Source organism: Pseudomonas sp. QTF5 (assembly GCF_000512695.2).
Lineage (GTDB): Bacteria > Pseudomonadota > Gammaproteobacteria > Pseudomonadales > Pseudomonadaceae > Aquipseudomonas.
The window spans coordinates 35,583-59,706 of sequence record NZ_AZRW02000010.1 but is presented as its reverse complement, the minus strand read 5'-3'; the positions used below and the strand labels follow the sequence as shown (position 1 = coordinate 59,706).

The window sequence follows — 24,124 nt, the reverse complement described above, 5'->3', positions numbered from 1 at the left end:
TTTTTTTAGTTGTGATAAGTGTGGGTTGATAAGGTCGAGCGCTCAGGCGTGGAGTTGAACGAGCGCACCCAGCGAATCCCGATGGCGGCTATGGCGTAGGTCAGCGCCACCAGCCAGAAACTGTGAGCCAGGCCGACCAGGCCCATGCCGATCCCGCCAAGGACGACACCGAGCAGAGCACCAGCCTTTGCCGCGCTGTTGCCGAGGCCGAGCGCGAAGCCTTGCTGGTTTACGGAAATGGTGTTGGCGATCAGTGCATAGGCGACGGGCAGCAGGGCGCCTTGCCAGATGCCCCAGACGAGTCGACTGACGAGAAACCCCAGCCATTCGTTGGCCAATGCCGTGGCCGCCAGCGTCAGCGCACACAGCCAGGCCACGCCTTCGATGACGCGCAAGCTGTGGGCCGGCTGCCAGCGGTCGAACAGGCGTCCCCACAGCGGTGCGGAGATGGCCAGGGTCGCGGCGCTCGCCGCGTAGGTGGCGCCGATCAGCCAGCTTGGGGCGTGCAGAATGTTCGCGACGTACAGCGCGTAGAACGACTGCGGCATCATCTTCGCGGCCTGAATCAACACAATCACCAACAGGATCCCACCGAGCCAGCCTTTGGGCAGCGCCACCGGTTCAACAGGTTTTTTCTTCGAGGTCCGTGCCTTGTCGGCCGGCAGGAAAAAACTCCCCAGTGCGCACAGCAGGCAAATCGCCGTTGCGCCATAACAGAGCAGGGCAAACCCCGAGACATCCATCAGCCAGCCACCCAGCACCGGGCCGATCAATGAGCCGACGGCGGTTGCCGATTGCAGGCGGGCCAGGGTATGACCCCGTCTGGAACTGTCGCAGCAGGCCAGGGCATAGGCTTGCGCGGCAGCGAGGAAACCGGCCAATGCGCCTTGCATCACGCGAATACCCACAAGCAGCCACGGGTCGAGGGTGATGGCCGCCAACCCTTGGCACAGCGCGAGTGCCAGCAACGCCCGAACAATCATCGGTTTGTGTCCGGTGCGATCCCCCAACCGGCCCCACATGGGAGTCAGGAGCATGGCCGCCAGCATCGGACCGGCATAGACCAGCGCCGATAACAGCACGGTGTAGCCAGCGCCCTCCGGACCGAGCAGATGCTGGATCTGCAAGGGCCAGAACGGGCCGCTCATTTCCATGGCGCCCATGGAGACAAACTGGATAACGATCAGCAGTCGCAAGGCGCGACCGTCAGCGAGCATGGGCGTTTGGTCGCAGCGGGTTACTCAGGCGTCCGACGATGTCGGCGTGGCTGTCGAGCAAGCGCATGCGCATGAACGATTTGGCGGGCCAGTCCTGTTCCAGCAAGGCCTGGCGCTCGCTTTCCCAACGTGCCGGTTCAACGCGCTCGCGCAAGGTCTCGAAGCACTGTGCAACGTGCGATGCCAATTTCTCCCAAAGGATAGTTTCCGGCACATTCCAGTGGCGGGCACAGAGCAACGTCAGCTCACCGAGGTGGCACATGAAGGTGGTGTGCAGGAGTTTGTCACGGACAAAGCCGGAGTCGTCATACAGGGTCATTTTCGGATCGTGCAACCGGATATCCAGGCCCTTGGCGTGCAGGGTTTTGCGATCGATACGAACGTCACCGAAATCACGCAATAGCAGCCGATTCAACTGCCCATCAGCGCCCATCACCATGAAACTGTTTTGCTGATGCGCTTCGAACGCCACGCCATACATCAGGTAAATGCCCAACAGACTCGGTACGGCAATCGACAGGTAATCATCGAAGAACGCCAGCATGGACTCGCTGTCGTCACTGCCCTGAGCCAGTCTTACCCAATCACGCAGCAACGGTTGTTCGAATTCGTTGACGGCGAACAGACTGCCGACCGGCACCGCCAACTCGCCTTCTTGCAGTAGGGTCAGCGGGTTGTCGCGATACAGCACGGCAGCATGCCGGGAGCGCTCGTCATCGGCCGGCAGTGGTGCGTAGTGCACGCCGATGCGCTCTGGAACGATGTTCAGCAGACGCTGAATCTGCGGCTCCTGATCGAGAATATTCAGTATCAGTTGGCTGATGCGCGGTCCCATCCGGGCGGAGCGCGGCGACACAGTGCGCTGCACGCTGGTCAGTCGCAAAGCCACCGGCAGTTTGACCATCGGCGCCATGCGACTGGCCTCCGGCAGGACCGTGCGGAAGGACATGGTCGGGTGGCCGGTAAAAGCCACGATGTCAGTGACGATCAGCAGGTTGTCGGCGATCTCGTTGGCGAACGAATGGGGCAGCTCTTCATGGGCTTGCCATGGGTGCGACGGGAGCGGGAGGTAGTCCTTTGCATCCAGGCCCAGCTGCTGCAAATGGCGTTGCAATTGCTCGGCAGCCTGAGGGAAGTGACCTTGCCACCAGTCCCAGTAATCGGTGGTGCCAGCCAGCGCTTCGACGTGGGCGTACTGGCGGTGCAGGGCGCACAGCACAATCGGAAAACTCGCTTCGAATTCTGGCGAGAACGCGATGACCTGAGCGGCGCTCAAGCCCAGTTTGGTCTTGTAGTTCGGGTGCCACGGATGGCCAAGCGTGCCCCATTGTTCGAGCAATGACGTCGGGTTCTGGTGATTGGGGCCGGCTTTGAGCCAAGCGAGCAGATTGTCGTCGTACTCGGTGTCGATCTGCTCTCTCAGGCGCTCGGTCCATCCATGGTGAAACGCCAGGCACAGGGTGTCGTTGCTGAAGCTGTCATCCAGCTCCCGGGCCAGACGTTCCAGTACCTGCGTGGAGGCTGGCGGGTTGAGCCGAGTGCTGAGGTGAGCGAGCAGTTCGCTGGGTAACTGGATTTTTTGGGGCAGTCTGTCGGGGGTGTGCAGGACGATGCTGCCGCGTACGTCCCAGCTGTTCATTCTTCCCCCGGACAAGTGCTCGAAGCAAAGATGCGCGCCATCGCCAAGCGGCAGCCAGCAACGGCTGGTGTCGTCGTATTCGCAGGTGTCGGGGTTGATCAGGTCTTCACGAAACAGCGCCTGGATCAGGCGTTGGAAACAGCGTTGGGCGGCGGGCTCCAGCGCGTTGCTCAAATGATCGAGCGTGATGCGGTGGGACTGGAAAGCCTGAGTGCCAAGCGCTTCGCTCCAGTGAGCGAGCAATTGTTGCTGTTTTTGCGTGTAGCCGCGCATCAGGTCCGACTCCTTCTGGACAATTGATTAGCTGAAAGCGCGCTGAGAATACCGGCTTGAAAAAATAATGCAAATGATAGTGGTTCATATTTAGAGTTTGAGAAATATCCTACAGATTCTGGCATGTGGTTTGCTCCAGACGATGGAGTGCCTGCCCACTTTCTGCGCATCGGCCGGTTGCGCACCCTGCAAAGCAACTCGACGTTCAATAACCGAATGCCCGGAACTGATAATCTAAGGGACATATGCCCTTAAGCTTAAAAAGCCAGGAGCGTTCACCGTGAACCGCCTGCTACTGAACTGCGACATCGGCGAGAGTTTCGGCCACTGGACCATGGGTCTGGACGCCGAGGTCATGCCCTTCATTGATTGCGCCAACATCGCCTGCGGCTTCCACGCCGGCGATCCAAGCATCATGCGCAAGACCGTCAGCCTGGCCCTGAGCCACGGCGTGCAGATTGGCGCACACCCGGCCTATCAGGATCTGGTGGGGTTCGGTCGCCGATCCATGGCTTACACCGCCCAGGAACTGCAGGACCTGTTGCATTACCAGATCGGCGCCCTCGACGGCATCTGTCGGGCGCAGGGCGGGCAGGTGAGTTACGTCAAACCCCACGGCGCGATGTACAACGACATGATGGTCAACCCGGCGCAATTGCGCGCGGTGATTCAGGCTGTGGCAGCCTATGATCGGCGCTTGCCGCTGATGTTGATGGCTACTCGCGACAACGATGCCGCGCAGCGACTCGGCGATGAATATGGCGTGACGTTGTGGTTCGAAGCCTTCGCCGATCGTGCTTACGACAGCGCAGGTAGGCTGGTTTCGCGGCAATTGCCGGGCGCGGTGCATCACGACCCCGAGAAAATCATCGAGCAGGCGCTGATTATTGCTCGTGGTGACAACCTTACGGCCAGCGACGGCAGTGCCTTGCATTTGCAGGCCAACACCCTGTGCGTCCACGGCGACAACGCCAGTTCGGTGGCCGCCGTGCGACGTATTCGTGAAGCACTTGATCAGCAGAGCGCGACATGAAACCTCGGGTAGAAGTGGTAGCGCTGGATTGTTTGATGCTGCGTTTGTTCGATGAGATCAGCGAGGTCAACATGCCGTGGATACTCGCGGCCAGCGAGCGTCTGCGGGAAGCGTTTGGTAAACATCTGATCGACCTGGTGCCGTCCTATACGACGCTGATGGTGCATTACGATCTGACGGCGCTGAATCCGGGCCAAGCGCGGGAGTTGATCGCTGAAGCCTTGATCGATCTGTCGCCCAACGCTCGCACTAGCGGTAAATGTCATGTATTGCCGGTCTGGTATGACCTGAGTGTCGGCCCGGAACTGACGTTGTTGTCTCAGCGCAGTGGATTAGCGGTGGAAGAAGTGATCCGCCGCCACAGCGAGCACGAGTATCAGGTGTTCGCATTGGGCTTCGCACCGGGGTTCGCTTTCATGGGATTGGTGGAGGAAGTATTGGCTGCACCGCGTCTGAGTACTCCGCGCAAAAAAGTCGCCGCCGGCAGTGTCGGCATCGCCGAACGCCAGACCGCGGCTTATCCGGTGGTTTCCCCCGGCGGCTGGAACCTGATCGGCCGCACTCCGGCCAAATTGTTCGACCGCGAGCGCGACGGCTACAGCCTGATGCAACCGGGCGACACCGTGCGTTTCGAAGCGATCAGCCATGCCGAGTTCATCAATCTGGGCGGTGATGACACGCCGTTGGAGGCCCAGGCATGAGCCGACTGACGATTGAAGCAAGTACACCGCTGTGCCTGTTGCAGGACGCCGGGCGGTTTGGCGTGCGGCATCTGGGCGTGACCCAGGGCGGCGCGCTGGATTGGCGGTCGATGTCGTGGGCCAATTGGCTGCTGGGTAATTGCCTGGATGCGCCGGTGATCGAAATCACCCTCGGCGGGTTCAGCGTGGTGGCCGAGGACGATTGCTTGTTGGCATTGGCCGGTGCCGACCTCGGAGCGCAGATCGATGGCCAGACGTTGGCGTCGTGGCGCAGTTTCAAACTGAGCAAAGGTCAACGATTGCAATTCACTCAACCGCTGCTCGGCGCTCGTGCATACCTTGCCGCGCCGGGCGGGTTTGCTGCGCCCAAGGTGTTGGGCAGCACTGCGACGGTGGTGCGTGAGGAACTCGGTGGCCTCGACGGAATGGGCCGGGCTCTGGCCAAAGGTGCTTCGTTGAGTTACTCCGGTGAAGCGCCGCTGCTGGTACGGGAACTGCCTCGTGAGCACGTCCCGAACTTCAAACTCGATGCACCGCTGGAACTGGTGCTCGGTGCGCAGATTGGCGAGTTCAGCGGGCAAAGCCTGTACGACGCGTTCAACAGCGTCTGGACCCTCGACAGCCGGGCTGATCGCATGGGTATTCGTCTATTGGGAACGGCGTTGCAGTATCAGGGCAAGCCGATGATTTCCGAAGGCATCCCGCTGGGCGCGGTTCAGGTGCCACCGGATGGGCAGCCGATTGTGCTGCTCAATGATCGGCAGACCATTGGTGGTTATCCGCGTTTGGGGGCGTTGACGCCGTTGGCATTGGCGCGATTGGCGCAATGTTTGCCGGGGGTGAAGGTGCGGTTGAAGCCGGTGGTGCAGGACGTGGCGCATCGGGAGCACGTCGAGTATTTGCGGCGATTCCTGAATAGCTAAAAACTTCGCGAGCAAGCCCGCTCCCACATTTGATCTCCAGCGGACACAGTGTTTGTGTACGACGAATATCCAATGTGGGAGCGGGCTTGCTCGCGAAGACGGCATCACAGACAACAAAAATCTCTATTTGGAAAGAAACCGCATCCCTTCCTCCAACCCCCGCAACGTCAGCGGATACATCTGGTCATCAATCAAATCCCGCACGATGTTGGTCGACGAGGTATAGCCCCAGGTGTCTTTCGGGTACGGGTTGATCCAGATGAGCTTCTTGTACTTTTCCTTGAAGCGTTGCATCCACACGTAACCGGCTTCTTCGTTCCAGTGCTCGACGCTGCCGCCGGCCTGGGTGATTTCATAGGGCGCCATGGCGGCGTCGCCGATGAAGATCACTTTGTAGTCCGCGCCATACTTGTGCAGCAGGTCCTGGGTGGCGGTGCGCTCGGAGGTGCGGCGCATGTTGTTCTTCCACACCGATTCATAAATGAAGTTGTGAAAGTAGAAGTACTCCAGGTGCTTGAATTCGGTCTTGCAGGCCGAGAACAGTTCTTCACAGATCTTCACGTGGGCGTCCATCGAGCCGCCGATGTCGAACAGCAGCAGCAACTTGACGGTGTTGCGCCGCTCCGGACGCATCTGGATGTTCAGCAACCCGGCATCGCGCGCGGTATGGTCGATGGTGCCGTCGATGTCCAGTTCTTCCGCGGCACCTTGACGAGCGAATTTACGCAGGCGACGCAGGGCGACCTTGATGTTGCGCGTGCCCAGTTCGACCGAATCGTCGAGGTTCTTGTACTCGCGCTGATCCCAGACTTTTACCGCTTTGCCTTGACGCTTGCCGGCATCGCCGACCCGAATGCCTTCCGGGTTGAAGCCGCCGGAGCCGAACGGGCTGGTGCCGCCGGTGCCGATCCACTTGTTGCCACCGGCATGGCGTTCTTTCTGTTCTTCCAGGCGCTTCTTGAACTCTTCGATCAGCTTGTCCAGGCCACCGAGGGACTGGATCGCGGCCCGCTCTTCATCGGTCAGGGAACGCTCGAATTCCTTGCGCAGCCAATCTTCCGGGATCAACGCCTGAAGGTGATCGTCGAGCTTTTCCAGGCCATTGAAGTAGGCACCGAACGCCCGGTCGAACTTGTCGAAATGCTTTTCGTCCTTCACCAGAATCGCCCGCGACAAGTAATAGAACTCGTCCATGTCGGCGAAGGTCACGCGCTGTTTCAGCGCGTTGATCAGGTCCAGCAGCTCACGCACCGAGACCGGCACCTTGGCTGCACGCATTTCATTGAACAGGTTGAGCAGCATGGTTATCGCCCTCTATCTTGTTAAACAGAGGGATCAGCGCGTGCCGCGACGGCTCATGAACGCCAGGCGCTCGAGCAATTGCACGTCTTGTTCATTTTTCACCAACGCGCCGGCCAGTGGCGGAATGGCCTTGGTCGGATCGCGCTCGCGCAGCACCGCTTCGCCAATGTTGTCGGCCATCAGCAACTTCAGCCAGTCCACCAGTTCGGAAGTCGATGGCTTCTTCTTCAGGCCCGGCACTTTGCGCACGTCGAAGAACACGTCCAGCGCTTCGCTGACCAGGTCTTTCTTGATGTTCGGGTAATGCACGTCGACGATCCGTTGCATCGTGACGCGATCCGGGAAGGCGATGTAGTGGAAGAAGCAGCGGCGCAGGAAGGCGTCCGGCAGTTCTTTCTCGTTGTTGGAAGTAATGATGATGATCGGGCGTTTCTTGGCCTTGATGGTCTCGTCGATTTCGTAAACGTAGAACTCCATTTTGTCGAGTTCTTGCAGCAAATCGTTGGGGAACTCGATGTCGGCCTTGTCGATTTCGTCGATCAGCAGAATCACCCGCTCTTCGGACTCGAAAGCCTCCCAGAGCTTGCCCTTTTTCAGGTAGTTGCGAACGTCGTGGACCTTCTCCGTACCCAGCTGCGAGTCCCGCAGGCGGCTGACCGCGTCGTACTCGTACAGGCCCTGATGCGCCTTGGTGGTGGACTTGATGTGCCAGGTAATCAACTTGGCGCCGAAGGACTCGGCCAGTTGCTCGGCGAGCATGGTCTTGCCGGTGCCAGGCTCACCCTTGACCAGCAGTGGCCGTTCCAGAGTGATGGCGGCGTTGACCGCCAGCTTCAGGTCATCGGTGGCGACGTAGGCCTGGGTGCCTTCGAACTTCATCTGCTAATCCTCGAACGGTAACGCCGACCTGAACGAGGCAGGGCGGGGCGCAATAAATTGTCAGGCTCGACTATAACGCGCTGCCCGGTCGACTGTGAACGCAGACGGCTTATTCAGTCTCTGAATGGGGCGTCACATCTTGACTCAGTCTGTATCCGGCTTGGGCCGTTCGTACTGGGCATTGAAAGCCTGGATGAAACCATTACGTAAAATCTGCAAAAACGCCTCGAATGCGCTGATATTTTTCTGATGTACGTTGCCTCTGAGCTGGACGCGAGTGGCAAACTGGTTTTTCGGCTGGTTCTTCAGCACGTTCTCGGTGCCCCCGACGAGCGCTTCCCAGATGGAACGGAAAACCCCTTTGTTTTTGTTTTCCACGTCCTGTTGCCAATCGAACACATCGACGTCCCGCAATAGCGGCTTGATGTAGCCGGTAAGTTGCCCCTTTTTGGCTTCGGCTTCGATGACCACATCACCATGGCCGGCGTTGAAGTCGAACTTGCCGTAGGCCGAGGCGAAGTCGTTCATGCGTTTGAGTTGAATGTTCCTGGCGCGCAGGCGAAATTTGAAGTCTTCGAAATTGCTCAGCGGGTCGAAGGTTGCCGATGTTTCCAGCGGCGCATGCCCCAGCAACAGAGCTTTGCCATCGAAACGGGCGTCGCGTTTGCCTTCGGTGTCGACCACGTTGGTCAGGTTGTAAATGCTGGCATTGACCTGAGTGGCATTCATGTTTACGGGCGGTTTTGAATTGAAGTTTCGAAAGGTGACCCGGCCGTCGTTGATCCGCACTTCGTTCAGGGTGATCGGCAGCAGTTTTTCCAATTGTGCCCGCCAGTCGGTGCCCTGACCGGTCTGGGAGTTTTTCTTGTTGGCACCGTCGACGAAGTTCACCTCGGGTTTATCGAACTGCGCCTCGGCCACCACGGCATGGTCGTACCAGAGCGAGTGCCAGCTGACGGACAGGTCAATCAATGGCGCGTTGACGAAAGGCACGGGGACCTTGCCATTGACCTTGACGATTTTCAGTCCATTGATTTTGTAGGCGCCGCGCCACAGGGCCAGGTCTACGTCGGTAATCTGCCCGCTGTAGTCACCCATGTTCGCCAATCTCTCGTTGAGGTAATCGCGCACCATGTAGGGCAGGGCAATGTGCAGGGCAACCAGCAGCACAACAAGGCCGGCGAGGATCCACAAGGGCCAACTGTATCGACGCTTCATGATGGCAAATCTCTGGCGGTATAAAGCGATTGACTGCGGGGGTAAGCGGACGTTCGACTGACTGGACGACCACGGGTAACAGGCATACCTTGGACAGCTAATTCAACGCTGTATAAGGACCCAGCCATGAGCCGTATCTATGCTGACAACGCCCATTCCATTGGCAATACGCCGCTGGTGCAAATCAACCGTATCGCCCCGCGCGGTGTCACCATCCTGGCCAAGATCGAAGGGCGCAACCCCGGTTATTCGGTCAAGTGCCGGATAGGCGCGAACATGATCTGGGAGGCCGAAAGCAGCGGCAAACTCAAGCCTGGCATGACCATCATCGAACCGACCTCTGGCAATACCGGCATCGGCCTGGCATTCGTTGCCGCCGCCCGCGGTTACCGGCTGGTGCTGACCATGCCGGCGTCCATGAGCATCGAACGACGCAAGGTGCTCAAGGCTCTTGGTGCCGAACTGGTGTTGACGGAGCCGGCCAAAGGCATGAAAGGTGCGATCGAGAAAGCTACCGAAATCCTCGCCAGCGACCCGTCCACTTACTTCATGCCGGCGCAGTTCGAAAACCCGGCCAACCCGGCCATCCACGAAAAAACCACCGGGCCGGAAATCTGGAACGACACCGACGGCGCAGTCGATGTACTGGTCGCGGGCGTCGGAACGGGTGGAACCATTACCGGGGTTTCGCGGTATATCAAGAATACCCAGGGCAAACCGATAATCTCGGTGGCGGTGGAGCCGGTGGTGTCTCCGGTGATTACCCAGGCGATGGCCGGGGAAGAGATCAAACCGAGCCCCCACAAAATCCAGGGCATCGGCGCTGGCTTTGTGCCGAAGAACCTGGATCTGTCGATGGTCGACCGAGTCGAACTGGTCAGCGACGATGAGTCCAAGGCGATGGCCCTGCGCCTGATGCAGGAAGAAGGGATTTTGAGCGGTATCTCGTGCGGCGCCGCCATGGCGGTGGCTGTGCGGCTGGCCGAAACCCCGGAGATGCAGGGCAAGACCATCGTGGTGATCCTGCCCGACTCTGGCGAGCGCTACCTGTCGAGCATGTTGTTCAGTGACTTGTTTACCGAACAGGAAAACCAGCAATAACGTTTTACGGCTACTTCGCAGGCGAACGGGAGCAAGTCCCAATGTCGGTAAGTTAAGAAATTTGAGCGACGAAAGTCCTGTGGGTGCGGGGCTTGCCCGCGAAGAATGCAGCGCGGTTTTTCAGGTATTACGCGTCATCGTTCTTCGCGGGCAAGCCTCGCTCCTACAATAGGGGTTGATTAATGTCAGCCCCCGTTCAGGAACCTTGTGTTAATAGATGTTTATTGCGTAATCCTTAACACTGAATGTTGAGTTATGCGGGTTTTTCCCGAGGCCGGTAGTGTTGATCATGGCCGACTGCCACGTCGGGTAAATGGCGTTGTGCAAAGTTACCTACCATCAGGGAGTTGTAGATGAGCTTTTCCTTTGTCGCGAAGGCTTCGGTGTTGTTGCTGTTCCTCGGCAGCACGCTCTATGTGCACTTGCGTGGCAAGGCGCGTTTGCCGGTTTTGCGTCAGCTCGTCAATCATTCGGCCTTGTTTGCACCCTATAACGCCCTGATGTACCTGTTCTCCGGCGTACCGTCCAAACCCTACCTGGACCGCAGCAAGTTTCCCGAACTGGATGTGCTCAGGAACAATTGGGAAGTTATCCGCGACGAAGCCATGCACTTGTTCGACGAGGGCTACATTCGCGCTGCCGAAAAGAACAACGACGCCGGTTTCGGTTCGTTCTTCAGGAAGGGCTGGAAGCGTTTTTACTTAAAGTGGTACGACAAACCGCTGCCATCGGCCGAAGCCTTGTGCCCGAAAACCGTGGCGTTGGTCAGCAGTATTCCCAACGTCAAAGGCGCCATGTTTGCGCTGCTGCCCGGTGGCAGTCATCTCAATCCGCATCGCGACCCGTTCGCCGGTTCCCTGCGTTATCACCTGGGGCTGTCGACACCGAACTCCGACGATTGCCGCATCTTCGTTGATGGTCAGGTTTACGCCTGGCGTGATGGTGAAGATGTGATGTTCGATGAAACCTACGTGCATTGGGTCAAGAACGAAACCGAGCAAACCCGCGTCATCCTTTTTTGTGACATCGAGCGACCGCTGAGCAATCGCCTCATGACCCATATCAACCGCTCGATCAGCGGCTTGCTGGGGCGCGCCACTGCACCCCAGAACCTTGATGATGAACGCGTTGGCGGGATCAATCAGGCCTATGCCTGGAGCAAGAACTTCAGCGACACATTCAGCGGTGTGGTCAAACAGTGGAAGCGTCGTAACCCCAAGGCCTACCGGGTACTGCGGCCGGTACTGGCGGTGGTGGTGTTGACGTTGTTGGGGTATTGGCTGTTTGGTTGAGGTTGGTTTCTGCACAAAAAAGCCATCCCCAGTCAGTTAAGCCGTAATGCGATCTGTAGCAGCTGGCGAAGCCTGCGTTCGGCTGCGAAGCAGACGTAAAATCAGCCAATGTGGTGTTTCGGGTAAACCAAGGTGATTGGATTGACGACTGCTTCGCAGCCGAACGCAGCCTCGCTGGAGCTCGACAGCTGCTACAGCCCTTTGTCCAAGTCATTGCAATCCATGTCACGCGCTGGTTATAGTCGGCCCTCGGTGGTTTCCTGAACCACTCCTTCACCCATCAAAAAAGATCAGCCCATGCCAGCTTCCCTCATCAACGCGGTAGTCGATTCAGCGGTCAACGCTGGCGTCGTGCCGTGCGGGGATCAGCAGCCTGCGCAGATCAGTCATTACCCTCCACCTGTCAGTAGCACGCCGGTGTGCGCAGTCGTCTCACCGCCGGGCGTTGGCTTCTCGGGCTGATCAGCTTTTTTCTGCTGTTCCCATGCCCGCCTGAAAAAGCGCCTGAAAAAACTACTGAATTTCAGCCTCGGCTGAGTTGGCTTTTTGCCTGACTACAGGTGGTATTCATGTTTGTCCTTTCGAAAAAATCCGCGCTCGCGGCGGCGTCCACAAGCCTGTTCGTTTTGCTGTGGAGCAGCGGGGCGATCTTCTCCAAATGGGGCTTGGCCCATGCGTCACCCTTTGCCTTTCTGCTGATTCGCTTCGCCATTGCCCTGTGCGGGCTGGTGCTGCTGATGCCGTTACTCAAGTTGAAACTGCCCAAAGGCGGCAAGCCGATGTTGTATGCGATGGCCACGGGCATGGTGTTGCTGGGGGCCTATCAGATTTTCTATCTGCTGGCTCTCGACCTCAAAGTCACGCCGGGGATGATGGCAACCATCATGGGCGTTCAACCGATTCTCACCGTAGTGATCATGGAGCGGCACCGATCGATAAGCCGGATGTTCGGTCTGGCGTTGGGCTTGGCCGGGTTGATCATGGTGGTCTATCAGGGCATCGGTCTGGCCGGCATGTCGTTGGCCGGAATGCTCTTCGGTCTGTTGGCGCTGGCGAGCATGACGTTCGGTTCGATCATGCAGAAGCGCATTACCGACAATCCCCTCGGCACGCTGCCGGTGCAGTACCTTGCCGGGTTGTTGCTCTGCGGGATCTTCGTGCCATTCCAGCCGTTTCACGTCGAACACAGCACAGGGTTCATCGTGCCGGTGTTGTGGATGGGGTTGGTGGTATCAGTGCTGGCGACGCTGCTGCTGTATCGACTGATCGCCCGGGGCAATCTGGTGAATGTCACCAGCCTGTTTTACCTGGTGCCGGCGGTAACGGCGGTGATGGACTACCTGATTTTTGGCAACCGCCTGGCAGCATTGAGCATGCTCGGCATGCTGCTGATCATCATTGGTCTGGTATTCGTCTTCCGTAAAACTGCTTGAAACAAAACAAGCCCGGAGCATTACTCCGGGCACCGTTCCCACATTGGATCTTCGTCGTGACACCGATCCATTGTGGGAGCGAGCTTGCTCGCGATGGCATTGTCAGCAGCACTACCGAGCAACCACTTCAACCGGTTTCACCACCGCCCGCTTCAACACCAGCCACAACGCCAGCGCAATCAACACCCCACCATAGAGATGCGCCATCGACAACGGCTCATCCAGCAACAGCGCCCCCCACAACACGCCGAACGGCGGAATCATGAAGGTCACGGTCATCGATTTGACCGGGCCAATCGAGCTGAGCAAACGGAAGTAAATAATGTAGGCAAAGGCCGTGCATACCAAACCCAACCCCAGCAACGACAACCAGACACTCCAGCCGCCCCAGCTCTCCGGTGGCTGGCTGATCACGCTGTAGCCAAACATCGGCAGCAACAACAACGTCGCGCCGAGCATGCTGCCCAGGGCCGAAAGACGACTGTCGAGGCCACCGGCATGGTCGAGCCAGCGCCGGGCGAGGAACCCGGCAAAGCCATAGCAGGTGGTGGCCATCAGGCACGCCAGTGCGCCCATCAGCAGCTCCATGTTGAACGCCACCGGCCCTGCACGGGTGAGAATGCCGACGCCGAACAGTCCGAGAAACACCCCACCCAGCTTGGCGGCGGTGAGCTTTTCATGGAAGAACAGGCCGCCGATCAATACCCCCATCAAAGGCGTGGTGGCGTTGAAAATCGCCGAGTAACCGGCCGGCAGCACTTGAGCCGCCACGGAATAAAGAGTCGCCGGAATCCCGGAGTTGATCACCCCGAGCAGCATCACCGTCTTGAGTTTGCCTTTGAAATCCCAGCTGATGCGCATCAGCCCAAGGATCACCAGCAGCCCGACGGCGGCAATCGACACACGGAAAAAAGCAGTGGGGATTGTGCCAATCACTGGGGCAATAACGCGCATGAACAGAAAGCTCGCCCCCCAAATGGCGGCAAGCGACAACATACGCAGGATATCGACGGGGTTCACAGCGCTTTCCTTCCTTGATTGGCACGCAAGTGTCGCGCCAGTCGGGGCACAAGGCAATGGTTGCGTTGCGTCACACAGGGCCACTAAGCTCAGGCTCCAACGATAAGAACAGCCGCCGAGGTTTCACTATGCCGCAGCATTGGCCAGCCACCGACATCGCCCGAATGATCCTCGATGGCTTTGACGATTACCGCGAGCATTTCCGTCAAATCACCGACGGCGCTCGAGCCCGTTTCGAGCAGGCCCAATGGCAAGAGACGCAAGTTGCGTCGGCGGCGCGAATCAACCTTTACGAAGAAAAGGTCGGCGAAACGGTAGGGCGCTTGCATGAGTCGTTCGCGACCGATGTGCTGATAGATGTCAGCTGCTGGCCGCTGGTCAAAAGCGCTTATATCAGCCTGATCGACCTGCGCTTCGACGATGAACTCTCCGAGACCTGGTACAACTCGATTTTCTGCGGGCTGTTCAGCCACGACCTGATCAGCGACGGCTGCATGTTCATCCACACCACGCGGCCGAGTCTGCACCGGGCCCGGGCGGCACAAACCCGCCTCTACAAGCCGCATGGACAGTTGTCGGGCATGCTCACGAGCATCTTTGCCGACTACCGCTTCAGCGAAGATTACGCCGACCTTTCCGGCGATTTGCGTCGACTCGAAGCGCAATTGCGCGAGAACCTGCCGGACTGGGTCTGCAAGGACCCGGAACTGAGTGTCGAGCTGTTTTCCTCGGTGCTTTATCGCAACAAGGGTGCCTATCTGGTGGGGCGCATTTACACCCAGGATGAGCAATGGCCGCTGGTGATTCCGCTGCTGCACCGCGAAGGCCGAGGCATCCAGATCGATGCGCTGATCACCGACGAGGCGGAAGTGTCGATCATCTTCTCCTTCACCCGATCGTACTTCATGGTCGATGTGCCGGTGCCGGCGGAATTCATAGGCTTTCTCAAACGCATCCTGCCGGGCAAGCACATCGCCGAGCTGTACACCTCGATTGGCTTTTACAAGCATGGCAAGTCCGAGTTCTATCGGGCGCTGATCAATCATCTGGCCAACACTGACGATCAGTTCATCATGGCCCCCGGTGTGCGCGGCATGGTCATGAGCGTGTTTACCCTGCCGGGCTTCAACACCGTTTTCAAAATCATCAAGGACCGCTTCTCACCGTCGAAAAACGTCGACCGCGCCACAGTGATCGAAAAGTATCGTCTGGTGAAAAGCGTCGACCGGGTCGGGCGCATGGCCGACACTCAGGAGTTCGCTGACTTCCGTTTCCCCTTGAGCAAATTCGATCCGGCGTGCCTCGAAGAATTGCTCGAAGTGGCCGCGTCCACCGTCTCGGTGGAGGACGATACGGTGCTGATCCGCCACTGCTGGACCGAGCGCCGGATGACGCCGTTGAACCTCTATCTGGAACACGCCAATGAAGCGCAAGTCCGCGAGGCGCTGGAGGATTACGGTCTGGCGATCAAGCAACTGGCGGCGGCGAACATTTTCCCCGGCGACATGCTGCTGAAAAACTTTGGCGTCACCCGTCACGGTCGTGTGGTGTTTTATGACTACGACGAGATCTGCTTCCTGACCGAAGCCAACTTCCGCCACATCCCGCAACCGCGTACACCGGAAGACGAAATGGCCTCGGAACCGTGGTACTCGATCGGGCCACTGGATGTGTTCCCCGAGGAGTTTCCACCGTTTTTGTTTGCCGATTCGGGGCAACGAAAGTTGTTCGATCAGTTGCACGGAGAGTTGTACAACGCTGATTACTGGAAGAGTTTGCAGGAGGCGATTCGGGCGGGGAAGGTGATTGATGTGTTCCCGTATCGGCGCAAGGGCCTCGACAACGAGTAGCCCACCTGAGTGAACACACTGTGGCGAGGGAGCTTGCTCCCGCTGGGTCGCGAAGCGACCCCAAAACCATCCATCACAGAGATTCAGACACGCAGCGATGGCAGGATTACGACTGCTTCGCAGCCGAGCGGGAGCAAGCTCCCTCGCCACAAAAGCGCGTCACTCCGCGTCCCAAATCTGCGACAATCGGCCCCCTGCGCCACTAGACGACTTTTGCGTACCTGATGACTGACGAATCGCCTTCAATCGACAAACTGCTGAAAAACCTCGATCACGCCATGCTCGCCGACCGCCACCGGCTGCGGCGGCAGTTGCTTGAGCTGCGCAAGAAACCGGACGAGGCCAAACTGGCCCAGTGGGTGACGCGCACGCAGGCGTCCTGCGATCAGGTGTTGGCGCGGCGCGCCAGCCTGCCGGTGATTCGTTACGACGACAGCCTGCCGATCGCCGCCAAGCGCGACGAAATCAAAGAGGCGCTGCAAAAGCATCAGGTGCTGATCATTGCCGGCGAAACAGGGTCGGGTAAAACCACCCAGTTGCCGAAGATCTGCCTGGAAATCGGTCGCGGCCAGCACGGCCTGATCGGCCACACCCAACCCCGTCGAATCGCCGCCCGCAGCGTGGCGAGCCGGGTTGCTGAAGAATTGGCGACGCCGTTGGGCGCGCTGGTCGGTTATCAGGTGCGGTTCGAGGATCAGAGCGATTCCAACACCCTGATCAAACTGATGACCGACGGCATCCTGCTGGCGGAAACCCAGAACGACCGCTACCTCGAACGCTACGACACGATCATCGTCGACGAAGCCCACGAACGCAGCCTGAACATCGACTTCCTGCTGGGTTACCTGAAAACCCTGCTGCCGCGTCGTCCGGACCTGAAAGTCATCATCACTTCGGCGACCATCGACCTGGAGCGTTTTTCCAAGCACTTCGATGATGCACCAATCGTCGAAGTCTCCGGTCGCACCTTCCCGGTAGAAACCTGGTATCGCCCGCTGACCCTGGAGCAGGACGAGGAGGGCAACCGTGTCGAGGATGACTTGACCGTGGATCAGGCGATCCTCGCGACCCTCGACGAAATTGCCGCGTTTGAACGCAGCGAACGTAAGAGCCCCGGCGATGTGCTGGTGTTCCTGCCCGGCGAGCGCGAGATTCGCGACGCCGCCGACATGCTGCGCAAGGCCCAGCTCAAGCACACCGAGATTCTGCCGCTGTACGCACGATTGTCGCCGGCCGAACAGCAGCGGATTTTTCAGTCGCACCCAGGCCGTCGCGTGGTACTGGCCACCAACGTCGCGGAAACCTCGCTGACGGTGCCAGGCATTCGTTATGTGATCGACAGCGGCACCGCACGCATCAGCCGCTACAGCTACCGCGCCAAGGTCCAGCGCCTGCCCATCGAAGCGATTTCCCAGGCCAGCGCCAACCAGCGTAAAGGTCGCTGCGGGCGGGTCGAGCCGGGCATTTGCATCCGCCTCTACAGCGAAGAAGACTTCATCGGCCGCCCGGAATTCACCGACCCGGAAATTCTGCGGACCAACCTCGCGGCGGTGATTTTGCAGATGCTGCATCTGCGCCTCGGCGAGATCACCGATTTCCCGTTTATCGAGCCGCCGGATGGCAAGGCCATCAGTGATGGTTTCAACCTGCTGCAAGAACTCTCGGCGGTGGACCGCAACAGTCAGCTGACGCCGCTTGGTCGCCAATTGGCGCGGCTGCCGGTGGACCCGCGCATGGGCCGCATGCTGCTGGAAGCGGCGAAACTTGGCAGCTTGCAGGAGGTGCTGATCGTCGCCAGTGCCATGTCGATTCAGGACCCGCGCGAACGTCCGCCGGAGCGTCAGCAAGCCGCCGATCAAGCCCACGCGCAGTGGAAAGATGTGGATTCTGACTTCGCCGGGCTGGTCAATCTGTGGCGTGGTTTTGAAGAGCAGCGCCAGGCCCTGACGGCCAGTCCGCTGCGCAACTGGTGCCGCAAGAATTTTCTGAATTACCTGCGCCTGCGCGAGTGGCGCGACTCCCATCGCCAGTTGAGCCTGATCTGCCGCGACATGCAGTTGAGCCTCAACAAGGAGCCGGCGGATTACCCGAAACTGCACAAAGCCGTGCTCTCCGGCTTGCTCAGCCAGATCGGCCAGAAAACCGAAGACGGCGACTATCTCGGCGCCCGTCAGCGGCGCTTCTGGATTCACCCTTCATCCGGGCTTGGTAAAAAACGTCCGCAATGGCTGATGACCGCCGAACTGGTGGAAACCACCAAGCTCTACGCGCGGATGGTCGCCAAGATCGACGCCGACTGGATCGAGCCGCTGGCCGGGCACCTGATCAAGAAAAACCACTTCGAACCCCATTGGGAGAAGAAGCGCGGTCAGGTCGTGGCCTTCGAGCAAATCACCCTGTTCGGGCTGATCGTGGTCGGACGCCGGCCGGTGCATTACGGGCCGGTCGACCCGGTAGTGTCTCGCGAGTTGTTTATCCGTGAGGGTTTGGTGCGTGGCGAGATTCAATCCAAAGCCAAGTGTTTGACGGCCAACCAGCAACTGCTGGAACAGTTGGATGAACTGGAAGCCAAGGCCCGTCGCCGGGACATTCTGGCCGACGAAGAAACCCTGTTCGCTTTCTACGATGCGCGGTTGCCAGCAGAGATCCACCAAACCGCGACCTTCGACAGTTGGTACCGGGTCAACAGCCAGAAAGACCCACAATTGCTGATCATGCGCGAAGAAGACGTGCTGGCCCGCGAAGCCAGCGAAGTCACCGCCGCGCATTACCCGGACACCCTGCACATCGGCGATCTGGAACTGGCGCTGAGTTATCACTTTGAACCCAATCATCCTCGCGACGGCGTGACCTTGCGCGTGCCGGCGCCGCTGTTGCCGATGCTGCCGCCGGAACGTCTGGAATGGCTGGTGCCGGGGGTGATCGAGGCCAAGTGCATTGCGCTGGTGCGCAACCTGCCCAAGGCCCTGCGCAAGAATTTCGTGCCGGTGCCGGACTTCATCAAAGCCGCGTTGCAGCGCATCACGTTTGCCGAGGGCTCGTTGCCTCAGGCGTTGGGCCGCGAGTTGCTGCGCATGACCGGCGCGCGGGTCAGCGATGAAGCCTGGGCCGAAGCCTCGCAGCAGGTCGAAAGCCATTTGCGGATGAACCTGGAAATCGTCGACGGTCAGGGCAAGTTCCTCGGCGAAGGCCGCGACCTGGCCGAGCTGACCGCACGCTTTGCCGAGGCCAGCCAGGCTGCGTTGGCGGTGCCGCAAACGGCGAAGAGCCAACAACCGGTGGAGCCGAAGGTCTTCGCCGCCGTGGCCGAAAAAACCCAGCAGAAAATCGCCGGGCTATCGATGACGGTGTATCCGGCGCTGGTGGAAGAGGGCGGCACGGTCAAGGAAGGTCGATTCTCGACCCCGGCCGAAGCCGAATTCCAGCACCGCCGGGCCTTGCAGCGCTTGCTGATGCAGCAATTGGCGGAACCGGCGAAGTTCTTGCGCGGCAAGTTGCCGGGCCTGACGGAGTTGGGCCTGATGTACCGCGAATTGGGACGCATCGATAGTCTGGTGGAAGACATTCTGCTGGCCAGTCTCGACAGCTGCATTCTCGACGGCGAAGACCCGTTGCCGCGCGATGGCGCCGGTTTGGCGTCGCTGGCCGAGCGCAAACGCGGCGGCTGGACCGAGCACGCCGAACGATTGGCCAAGCTGACCCTGGAGATTCTCAAGCACTGGCACGGCCTGCAAAAACGCTTCAAGGGCAAGATCGACCTGGCGCAAGCCGTGGCCCTGAACGACATCAAGCAGCAGCTCAGCCATCTGGTGTATCCAGGGTTCGTGCGTGAAACGCCGATGCCGTGGCTCAAGGAACTGCCGCGTTACCTCAAGGCTGTCGAGCAACGTTTCGAAAAACTCGGCACTCAGGTGCAGAAAGACCGGGTCTGGAGCGGTGAATTGTCCGGCCTCTGGGCTCAATACCAGACCCGCGCCAACAAACACGCCCAAGAAGGCAAGCGCGATCTGCAGCTGGAACTCTATCGCTGGTGGCTGGAGGAATACCGGGTCTCGCTGTTCGCACAGCAATTGGGAACCAAGGTGCCGATCTCCGACAAACGCCTGAACAAGCAATGGAGCCAGGTCGAGCCATAAACCCTGTGGGAGCGGGCTTGCTCGCGAAGGCGGTAGATCAGTCGACATGTTGGTTGAATGTCAGTCCGCTTTCGCGAGCAAGCCCGCTCCCACAGGTAAGGTGTTGTGTCAGCAGGTATTCGATCCAGCAAAAGGCGCCAAAAGCCAGCGTTTATGGCAAACTTCGCGCCTATAAACGCCAGCCCCGCGGTTTTGAGCCTTCACGGGCCGGGCGGATCGGAATAAAGCGATGCCAGGTTTGCGTCCGGACCTGGAATAGACCCTTTGTGTGTTGGTACGTCGGTGCCAGCGCTTTCTGCCTGAACGGATTAGAGAAACGACCATGCATAACGTCGTCATCAGCGGCACCGGCCTGTACACCCCGGCCAACAGCATTTCCAACGAAGAGCTGGTGCAGTCTTTCAACGCTTACGTCGCGCAGTTCAACGCCGACAACGCCGAAGCCATCGCGCGCGGCGAAGTCCAGGCATTGACCGAATCCAACGCGGCGTTCATCGAAAAAGCGTCTGGCATCAAAAGCCGCTTTGTCATGGACAAGGACGGCATTCTCGACCCGCAGCGCATGGCACCGCGCTTGCCCGAGCGCTCCAATGACGAATGGTCGGTGCTTTGCCAGATGGCCATCGGCGCGGCCGAGCAAGCCTTGCAGCGTGCCGGCAAGACTGCCGCTGACATCGACGGTGTAATCGTCGCCTGCTCCAACCTGCAACGCGCCTACCCGGCCATCGCCATCGAAGTCCAGGAAGCGCTGGGCATCCAGGGTTTCGGTTTCGACATGAACGTTGCCTGCTCCTCGGCGACTTTCGGCATCCAGGCTGCGGCCAACAGCGTGCAACTGGGCCAGGCCCGGGCGATCCTGATGGTCAATCCGGAAGTCTGCACCGGTCACCTGAATTTCCGCGACCGCGACAGCCACTTCATCTTCGGCGACGCCGCCACCGCGGTGATCATCGAACGTGCGGATCTCGCGACGTCCGAATACCAGTTCGACGTGGTCAGCACCAAACTGCTGACCAAGTTCTCCAACAACATCCGCAACAACTTCGGCTTCCTCAACCGCGCCGCGGAAGAGGGCATTGGTGCTCCCGACAAACTGTTCGTCCAGGAAGGCCGCAAGGTATTCCGCGATGTCTGCCCGATGGTTGCCGAGCTGATTGCCACGCACCTGGAAGAAAACCAGCTCAACGTCAGCGACGTGAAGCGCTTCTGGCTGCACCAGGCCAACCTCAGCATGAACCACTTGATCGTCAAGAAGCTGCTGGGCCGCGAAGCCACCGATGTCGAAGCCCCGGTGATTCTCGACACCTACGCCAACACCAGTTCCGCTGGTTCGGTGATTGCGTTTCACAAGAATCAGGACGATCTGGTCAGCGGTTCGCTGGCTGTACTTAGCTCGTTCGGCGCCGGCTACTCGATCGGTAGCGTGATTCTGCGCAAGCGCTAAAGCTGTCGCGAGGTGGCATTGTCCCAATGCCATTCTCAGTTAAGGCGCGGAATCTGTGGGAGCGGGCTTGCTCGCGAAGGCGATGTATCAGGCAACATTCATGTCGACTGACACTCCCTCTTCGCGAGCAAGCCCGCTCCCACAATGTTGTCCGACGCCACAATACCGGTGGTTCTGAAACGAGGTTTGCATGGCTGCCGCTGACGACACCCTATTGATCGAACGCCTGCTGGCGGGCGAGCAGAGGGCTTTCAAGGAACTGGTCAGCACTTACCAGAGCGCCATGCGCGCGGTGGCCTATGCCATCGTCGGCAACCGACACGCCGACGAGGTAGTACAGGATGCCTGGCTGTCGGTGGTGCGTAATCTCGGTGGGTTCGAGGGGCGTTCGAGCCTCAAGACCTGGCTGCTGACCATCACCGCCAACTCGGCCAAGAGCCGCTACAAGCAAAACCGCCGGGAAGTACTGCTCGATGACCTGCCGTCGCCTCACGGCACGCTCGATGACGATCGTTTTTCATCGAGTGATGGTCACTGGCTGGTGGCGCCATACGCCTGGCATCAGGACACCCCAGAGGCCCTGTTGACCGAAAACGAGCTGCGCGAATGTCTGGAGCACACGTTGCTCAGCTTGTCGGAACTGCAAAGCAGTGTTTTGCTGTTGCGTGAGCGACAAGGGCTAGAGCTGGAGGAGATCTGTAATCTTCTGGAGATCTCGCTCTCCAATGTTCGTGTGCTGCTGCATCGGGCACGGTTGAAGGTCTTTGCGACCGTGGAGCATTTTGAGGAAACCGGCGAATGTTGACCTGCAAGGAACAAGTGGCGCGCTCCAGCGATTATCTCGATGGGCAGTTGAGTCTTCGTGAGCGACTGATGATGCGGCATCATTTGATGTTTTGCCCCAATTGCCGCCGTTTCATTCGGCAGATGCGGTTGATGCAGGCCACGCTGAAAGTGATGCCTGAGCCGCCTGTGGCTGATCTGGATGCGCTGGCTGAACGACTTGCCAACGAACATCTGAAGAACAAACCGTAGTTTTCCCGCCCGTACACAACCCTTAAGCCGCTCTAGCTTAAGGCTTGCAGCTCATCTCCTGTGGCTGTTTTTCCGTTATTTCAATTCGAAGTAAAAAAGTTCCCCTGTCATAAAATCTTTATCTATCAGCAACCCGGCTGAAATACCCCGCCTCCAAGATTCCCTCCCAACACAAGCGGGCCAGACCCGCGTGTTTCCAAGCTACAGACCACCAATTAGGGGAACTCTTCGATGATCCGTAAGCACTTCGCCGGTTTTGCCGCCAGCGTATTGGCCATGGCAGTAACCGCCCAGGCTTTCGCTGGCACCGTCACCACTGACGGCGCCGATATCGTAGTCAAAACCAAGGGCGGCCTCGAAGTCGCCACCACCGACAAAGAATTCAGCTTCAAACTGGGCGGTCGCTTGCAGGCTGACTACAGCCAGTTCGACGGTATCTACACCGACAATGGCAACAGAGCCGATGCCGCTTACTTCCGTCGTGCGTTCCTGGAACTGTCCGGTGTGCTGTACACGGATTGGGCCTATACCATCAGCTACGACTTTTCCCACAACACCGGCGACTCCGATAACGGCTACTTCGACGAAGCGTCGTTGGCTTACAACGGCTTCAAACCGGTCTCGATCAAAGTCGGTCGTTTCGACCCGGACTTCGGCCTGGAAAAAGCCACCAGCTCCAAGTGGGTCACTGCGCCAGAGCGCAACATGGCCTACGACATGGTCGATTGGGCCAACGGTCACCAGAATGGTCTGGGCCTGCAAGCCTCCAGTACCTTCGCGGATTCGTTCTACGCCTCTGCCGGCGTATTCAGCAAAGACACCGACGATACCGATGGCGACAGCATCAAACAGGTCAACGGCCGCTTTGTATTCGCCCCAATGCATGACGCCGGTAACGTGCTGCACTTCGGTGTGAACGTGGCTTCGCGTGATGTCTCCGACACGGCCTTCGATTCGCGTTACCGCACCCGTATGGGCATGCGTGGCGTTGAAACCCTGGGTGGCAACGATGCCGGACCCAACGGCAACCGCCCGGTGCTGGGTGGCAGTTCCACTTCGCCTGCCGGCTCCTATGACCGGGACGACGCTTACGGTCTGGAAGCCGCATTCGCCATGGGCCCGGCCTCGATCCAGGGCGAATACGTCGCCCGCAAGACCAAGGCCGATGACAGCAGCCGTCAAGACATCAAAGGTGACGGTTTCTACGTCCAGGGTGCCTACACCCTCACTGGTGAATCCCGTGGCTATAAAGTCGGCAAGTTCGATGCGATCAAGCCAGCCAACAAGTCCATCGGTGCCTGGGAGCTGTTTTATCGTTACGACAGCCTGACCGTCGAAGACGACAACATCACCACCGCCAGCCTGACCCGCGATGTCGGCGATGCCGAAGCTCAGGTGCATACCCTGGGTGTGAACTGGTACGCCAACGAAGCGGTGAAAATCACTGGCGCCTACCTCAAGGCCAAGACTGACAACGTGACCAATGCCACGACTGCCAGCGGTACTACCCCGGCACGTCGTACCGGTGATGACAGCGGTGACGGCTTCGTGGTTCGCGCGCAATACGTGTTCTAAACCGTAGTCAATGCAGTAAGAGCTCTTTCTTCATCCGTTAAAGCTCCTCTCGT

19 protein-coding genes are annotated in these 24,124 nt (G+C 59.0%); 13 read left to right on the top strand and 6 right to left on the bottom strand.

All coding sequences use genetic code 11. The features are described 5' to 3' along the window. Positions 1-5: 5 nt before the first annotated feature. Positions 6-1,217, bottom strand: a complete 1,212-nt coding sequence (locus IC37_RS10545) for an MFS transporter (protein ID WP_030132623.1) — start codon at positions 1,215-1,217, stop codon at positions 6-8. Beyond that, entirely contained in the window at positions 1,207-3,129 is a 1,923-nt protein-coding gene (locus IC37_RS10540) for an IucA/IucC family siderophore biosynthesis protein (RefSeq protein ID WP_030132622.1), read from the bottom strand. Before IC37_RS10540 ends, IC37_RS10545 begins: the two co-directional genes overlap by 11 nt. A 280-nt stretch (positions 3,130-3,409) precedes the next feature. Here IC37_RS10540 and IC37_RS10535 point away from each other — a divergent pair, with 280 nt between their 5' ends. Genes IC37_RS10535 through IC37_RS10525 form a run of 3 tightly spaced genes read left to right on the top strand, consistent with a single transcriptional unit; the run spans position 3,410 to position 5,786 of the window. Then, entirely contained in the window at positions 3,410-4,162 is a 753-nt protein-coding gene (locus tag IC37_RS10535) for a 5-oxoprolinase subunit PxpA (protein WP_030132621.1), read from the top strand. Next, entirely contained in the window at positions 4,159-4,863 is a 705-nt protein-coding gene (gene pxpB, locus IC37_RS10530) for a 5-oxoprolinase subunit PxpB (RefSeq protein WP_030132620.1), read from the top strand. The genes IC37_RS10535 and pxpB overlap by 4 nt, the downstream gene beginning before the upstream one ends. Then, complete coding sequence (locus IC37_RS10525; RefSeq protein WP_030132619.1) at positions 4,860-5,786, top strand: biotin-dependent carboxyltransferase family protein; 927 nt, start codon at positions 4,860-4,862, stop codon at positions 5,784-5,786. The genes pxpB and IC37_RS10525 overlap by 4 nt, the downstream gene beginning before the upstream one ends. A gap of 123 nt (positions 5,787-5,909) precedes the next feature. Here IC37_RS10525 and IC37_RS10520 read toward each other — a convergent pair whose 3' ends face one another. The 3 genes from IC37_RS10520 to IC37_RS10510 form a co-directional block, all read right to left on the bottom strand. Beyond that, a complete protein-coding gene (locus IC37_RS10520) occupies positions 5,910-7,088 on the bottom strand; it encodes a VWA domain-containing protein (protein ID WP_030132618.1) in 1,179 nt (392 codons plus the stop codon). 33 nt (positions 7,089-7,121) lie between these two features. Then, on the bottom strand, positions 7,122-7,967 hold the full coding sequence (locus IC37_RS10515) for a MoxR family ATPase (protein WP_007898718.1): 846 nt from the start codon (positions 7,965-7,967) through the stop codon (positions 7,122-7,124). Between the two features lie 144 nt (positions 7,968-8,111). Next, the gene (locus tag IC37_RS10510; RefSeq protein WP_030132617.1) at positions 8,112-9,185 is read right to left on the bottom strand and encodes a DUF748 domain-containing protein; all 1,074 of its coding nucleotides are present in this window, start codon (positions 9,183-9,185) and stop codon (positions 8,112-8,114) included. 126 nt (positions 9,186-9,311) lie between these two features. On the opposite strand from IC37_RS10510, the gene cysK reads away from it, so the two are divergent. The 4 genes from cysK to IC37_RS10495 all read left to right on the top strand — a co-directional run bounded on the left by cysK (position 9,312) and on the right by IC37_RS10495 (position 13,011). Further along, the gene (gene cysK / locus IC37_RS10505; RefSeq protein WP_030132616.1) at positions 9,312-10,286 is read left to right on the top strand and encodes a cysteine synthase A; all 975 of its coding nucleotides are present in this window, start codon (positions 9,312-9,314) and stop codon (positions 10,284-10,286) included. Positions 10,287-10,639: 353 nt separating this feature from the next. Further along, complete coding sequence (locus tag IC37_RS10500; RefSeq protein WP_030132615.1) at positions 10,640-11,578, top strand: aspartyl/asparaginyl beta-hydroxylase domain-containing protein; 939 nt, start codon at positions 10,640-10,642, stop codon at positions 11,576-11,578. Between the two features lie 297 nt (positions 11,579-11,875). After that, positions 11,876-12,040: a hypothetical protein gene (locus tag IC37_RS30080; RefSeq protein ID WP_177409388.1), complete on the top strand. Its 165-nt coding sequence runs from the start codon at positions 11,876-11,878 to the stop codon at positions 12,038-12,040. A 107-nt stretch (positions 12,041-12,147) separates the two neighbouring features. Then, on the top strand, positions 12,148-13,011 hold the full coding sequence (locus IC37_RS10495) for a DMT family transporter (RefSeq protein WP_030132614.1): 864 nt from the start codon (positions 12,148-12,150) through the stop codon (positions 13,009-13,011). Between the two features lie 111 nt (positions 13,012-13,122). Here the strand turns inward: IC37_RS10495 and IC37_RS10490 are convergent, their stop codons facing one another. Further along, positions 13,123-14,031: a DMT family transporter gene (locus IC37_RS10490; RefSeq protein WP_030132613.1), complete on the bottom strand. Its 909-nt coding sequence runs from the start codon at positions 14,029-14,031 to the stop codon at positions 13,123-13,125. A 128-nt stretch (positions 14,032-14,159) separates the two neighbouring features. Between IC37_RS10490 and aceK the strand changes: the two genes are divergently transcribed. The 6 genes from aceK (at position 14,160) to IC37_RS10460 (ending at position 24,071) form a co-directional block, all read left to right on the top strand. Then, a complete protein-coding gene (aceK, locus tag IC37_RS10485) occupies positions 14,160-15,881 on the top strand; it encodes a bifunctional isocitrate dehydrogenase kinase/phosphatase (RefSeq protein ID WP_030132612.1) in 1,722 nt (573 codons plus the stop codon). Between the two features lie 224 nt (positions 15,882-16,105). After that, positions 16,106-20,017 (top strand): ATP-dependent RNA helicase HrpA, encoded by a 3,912-nt coding sequence (gene hrpA, locus IC37_RS10480; protein WP_030132611.1) that lies wholly within the window; start codon positions 16,106-16,108, stop codon positions 20,015-20,017. A 322-nt stretch (positions 20,018-20,339) separates the two neighbouring features. Further along, positions 20,340-21,461 (top strand): beta-ketoacyl-ACP synthase III, encoded by a 1,122-nt coding sequence (locus IC37_RS10475; RefSeq protein ID WP_030132610.1) that lies wholly within the window; start codon positions 20,340-20,342, stop codon positions 21,459-21,461. Between the two features lie 190 nt (positions 21,462-21,651). After that, positions 21,652-22,266, top strand: a complete 615-nt coding sequence (locus IC37_RS10470; protein WP_030132609.1) for an RNA polymerase sigma factor — start codon at positions 21,652-21,654, stop codon at positions 22,264-22,266. Next, complete coding sequence (locus IC37_RS10465) at positions 22,260-22,496, top strand: anti-sigma factor (RefSeq protein ID WP_030132608.1); 237 nt, start codon at positions 22,260-22,262, stop codon at positions 22,494-22,496. Before IC37_RS10470 ends, IC37_RS10465 begins: the two co-directional genes overlap by 7 nt. A gap of 231 nt (positions 22,497-22,727) precedes the next feature. Beyond that, on the top strand, positions 22,728-24,071 hold the full coding sequence (locus tag IC37_RS10460) for an OprO/OprP family phosphate-selective porin (RefSeq protein WP_030132607.1): 1,344 nt from the start codon (positions 22,728-22,730) through the stop codon (positions 24,069-24,071). The last annotated feature ends 53 nt before the right edge of the window (positions 24,072-24,124 follow it).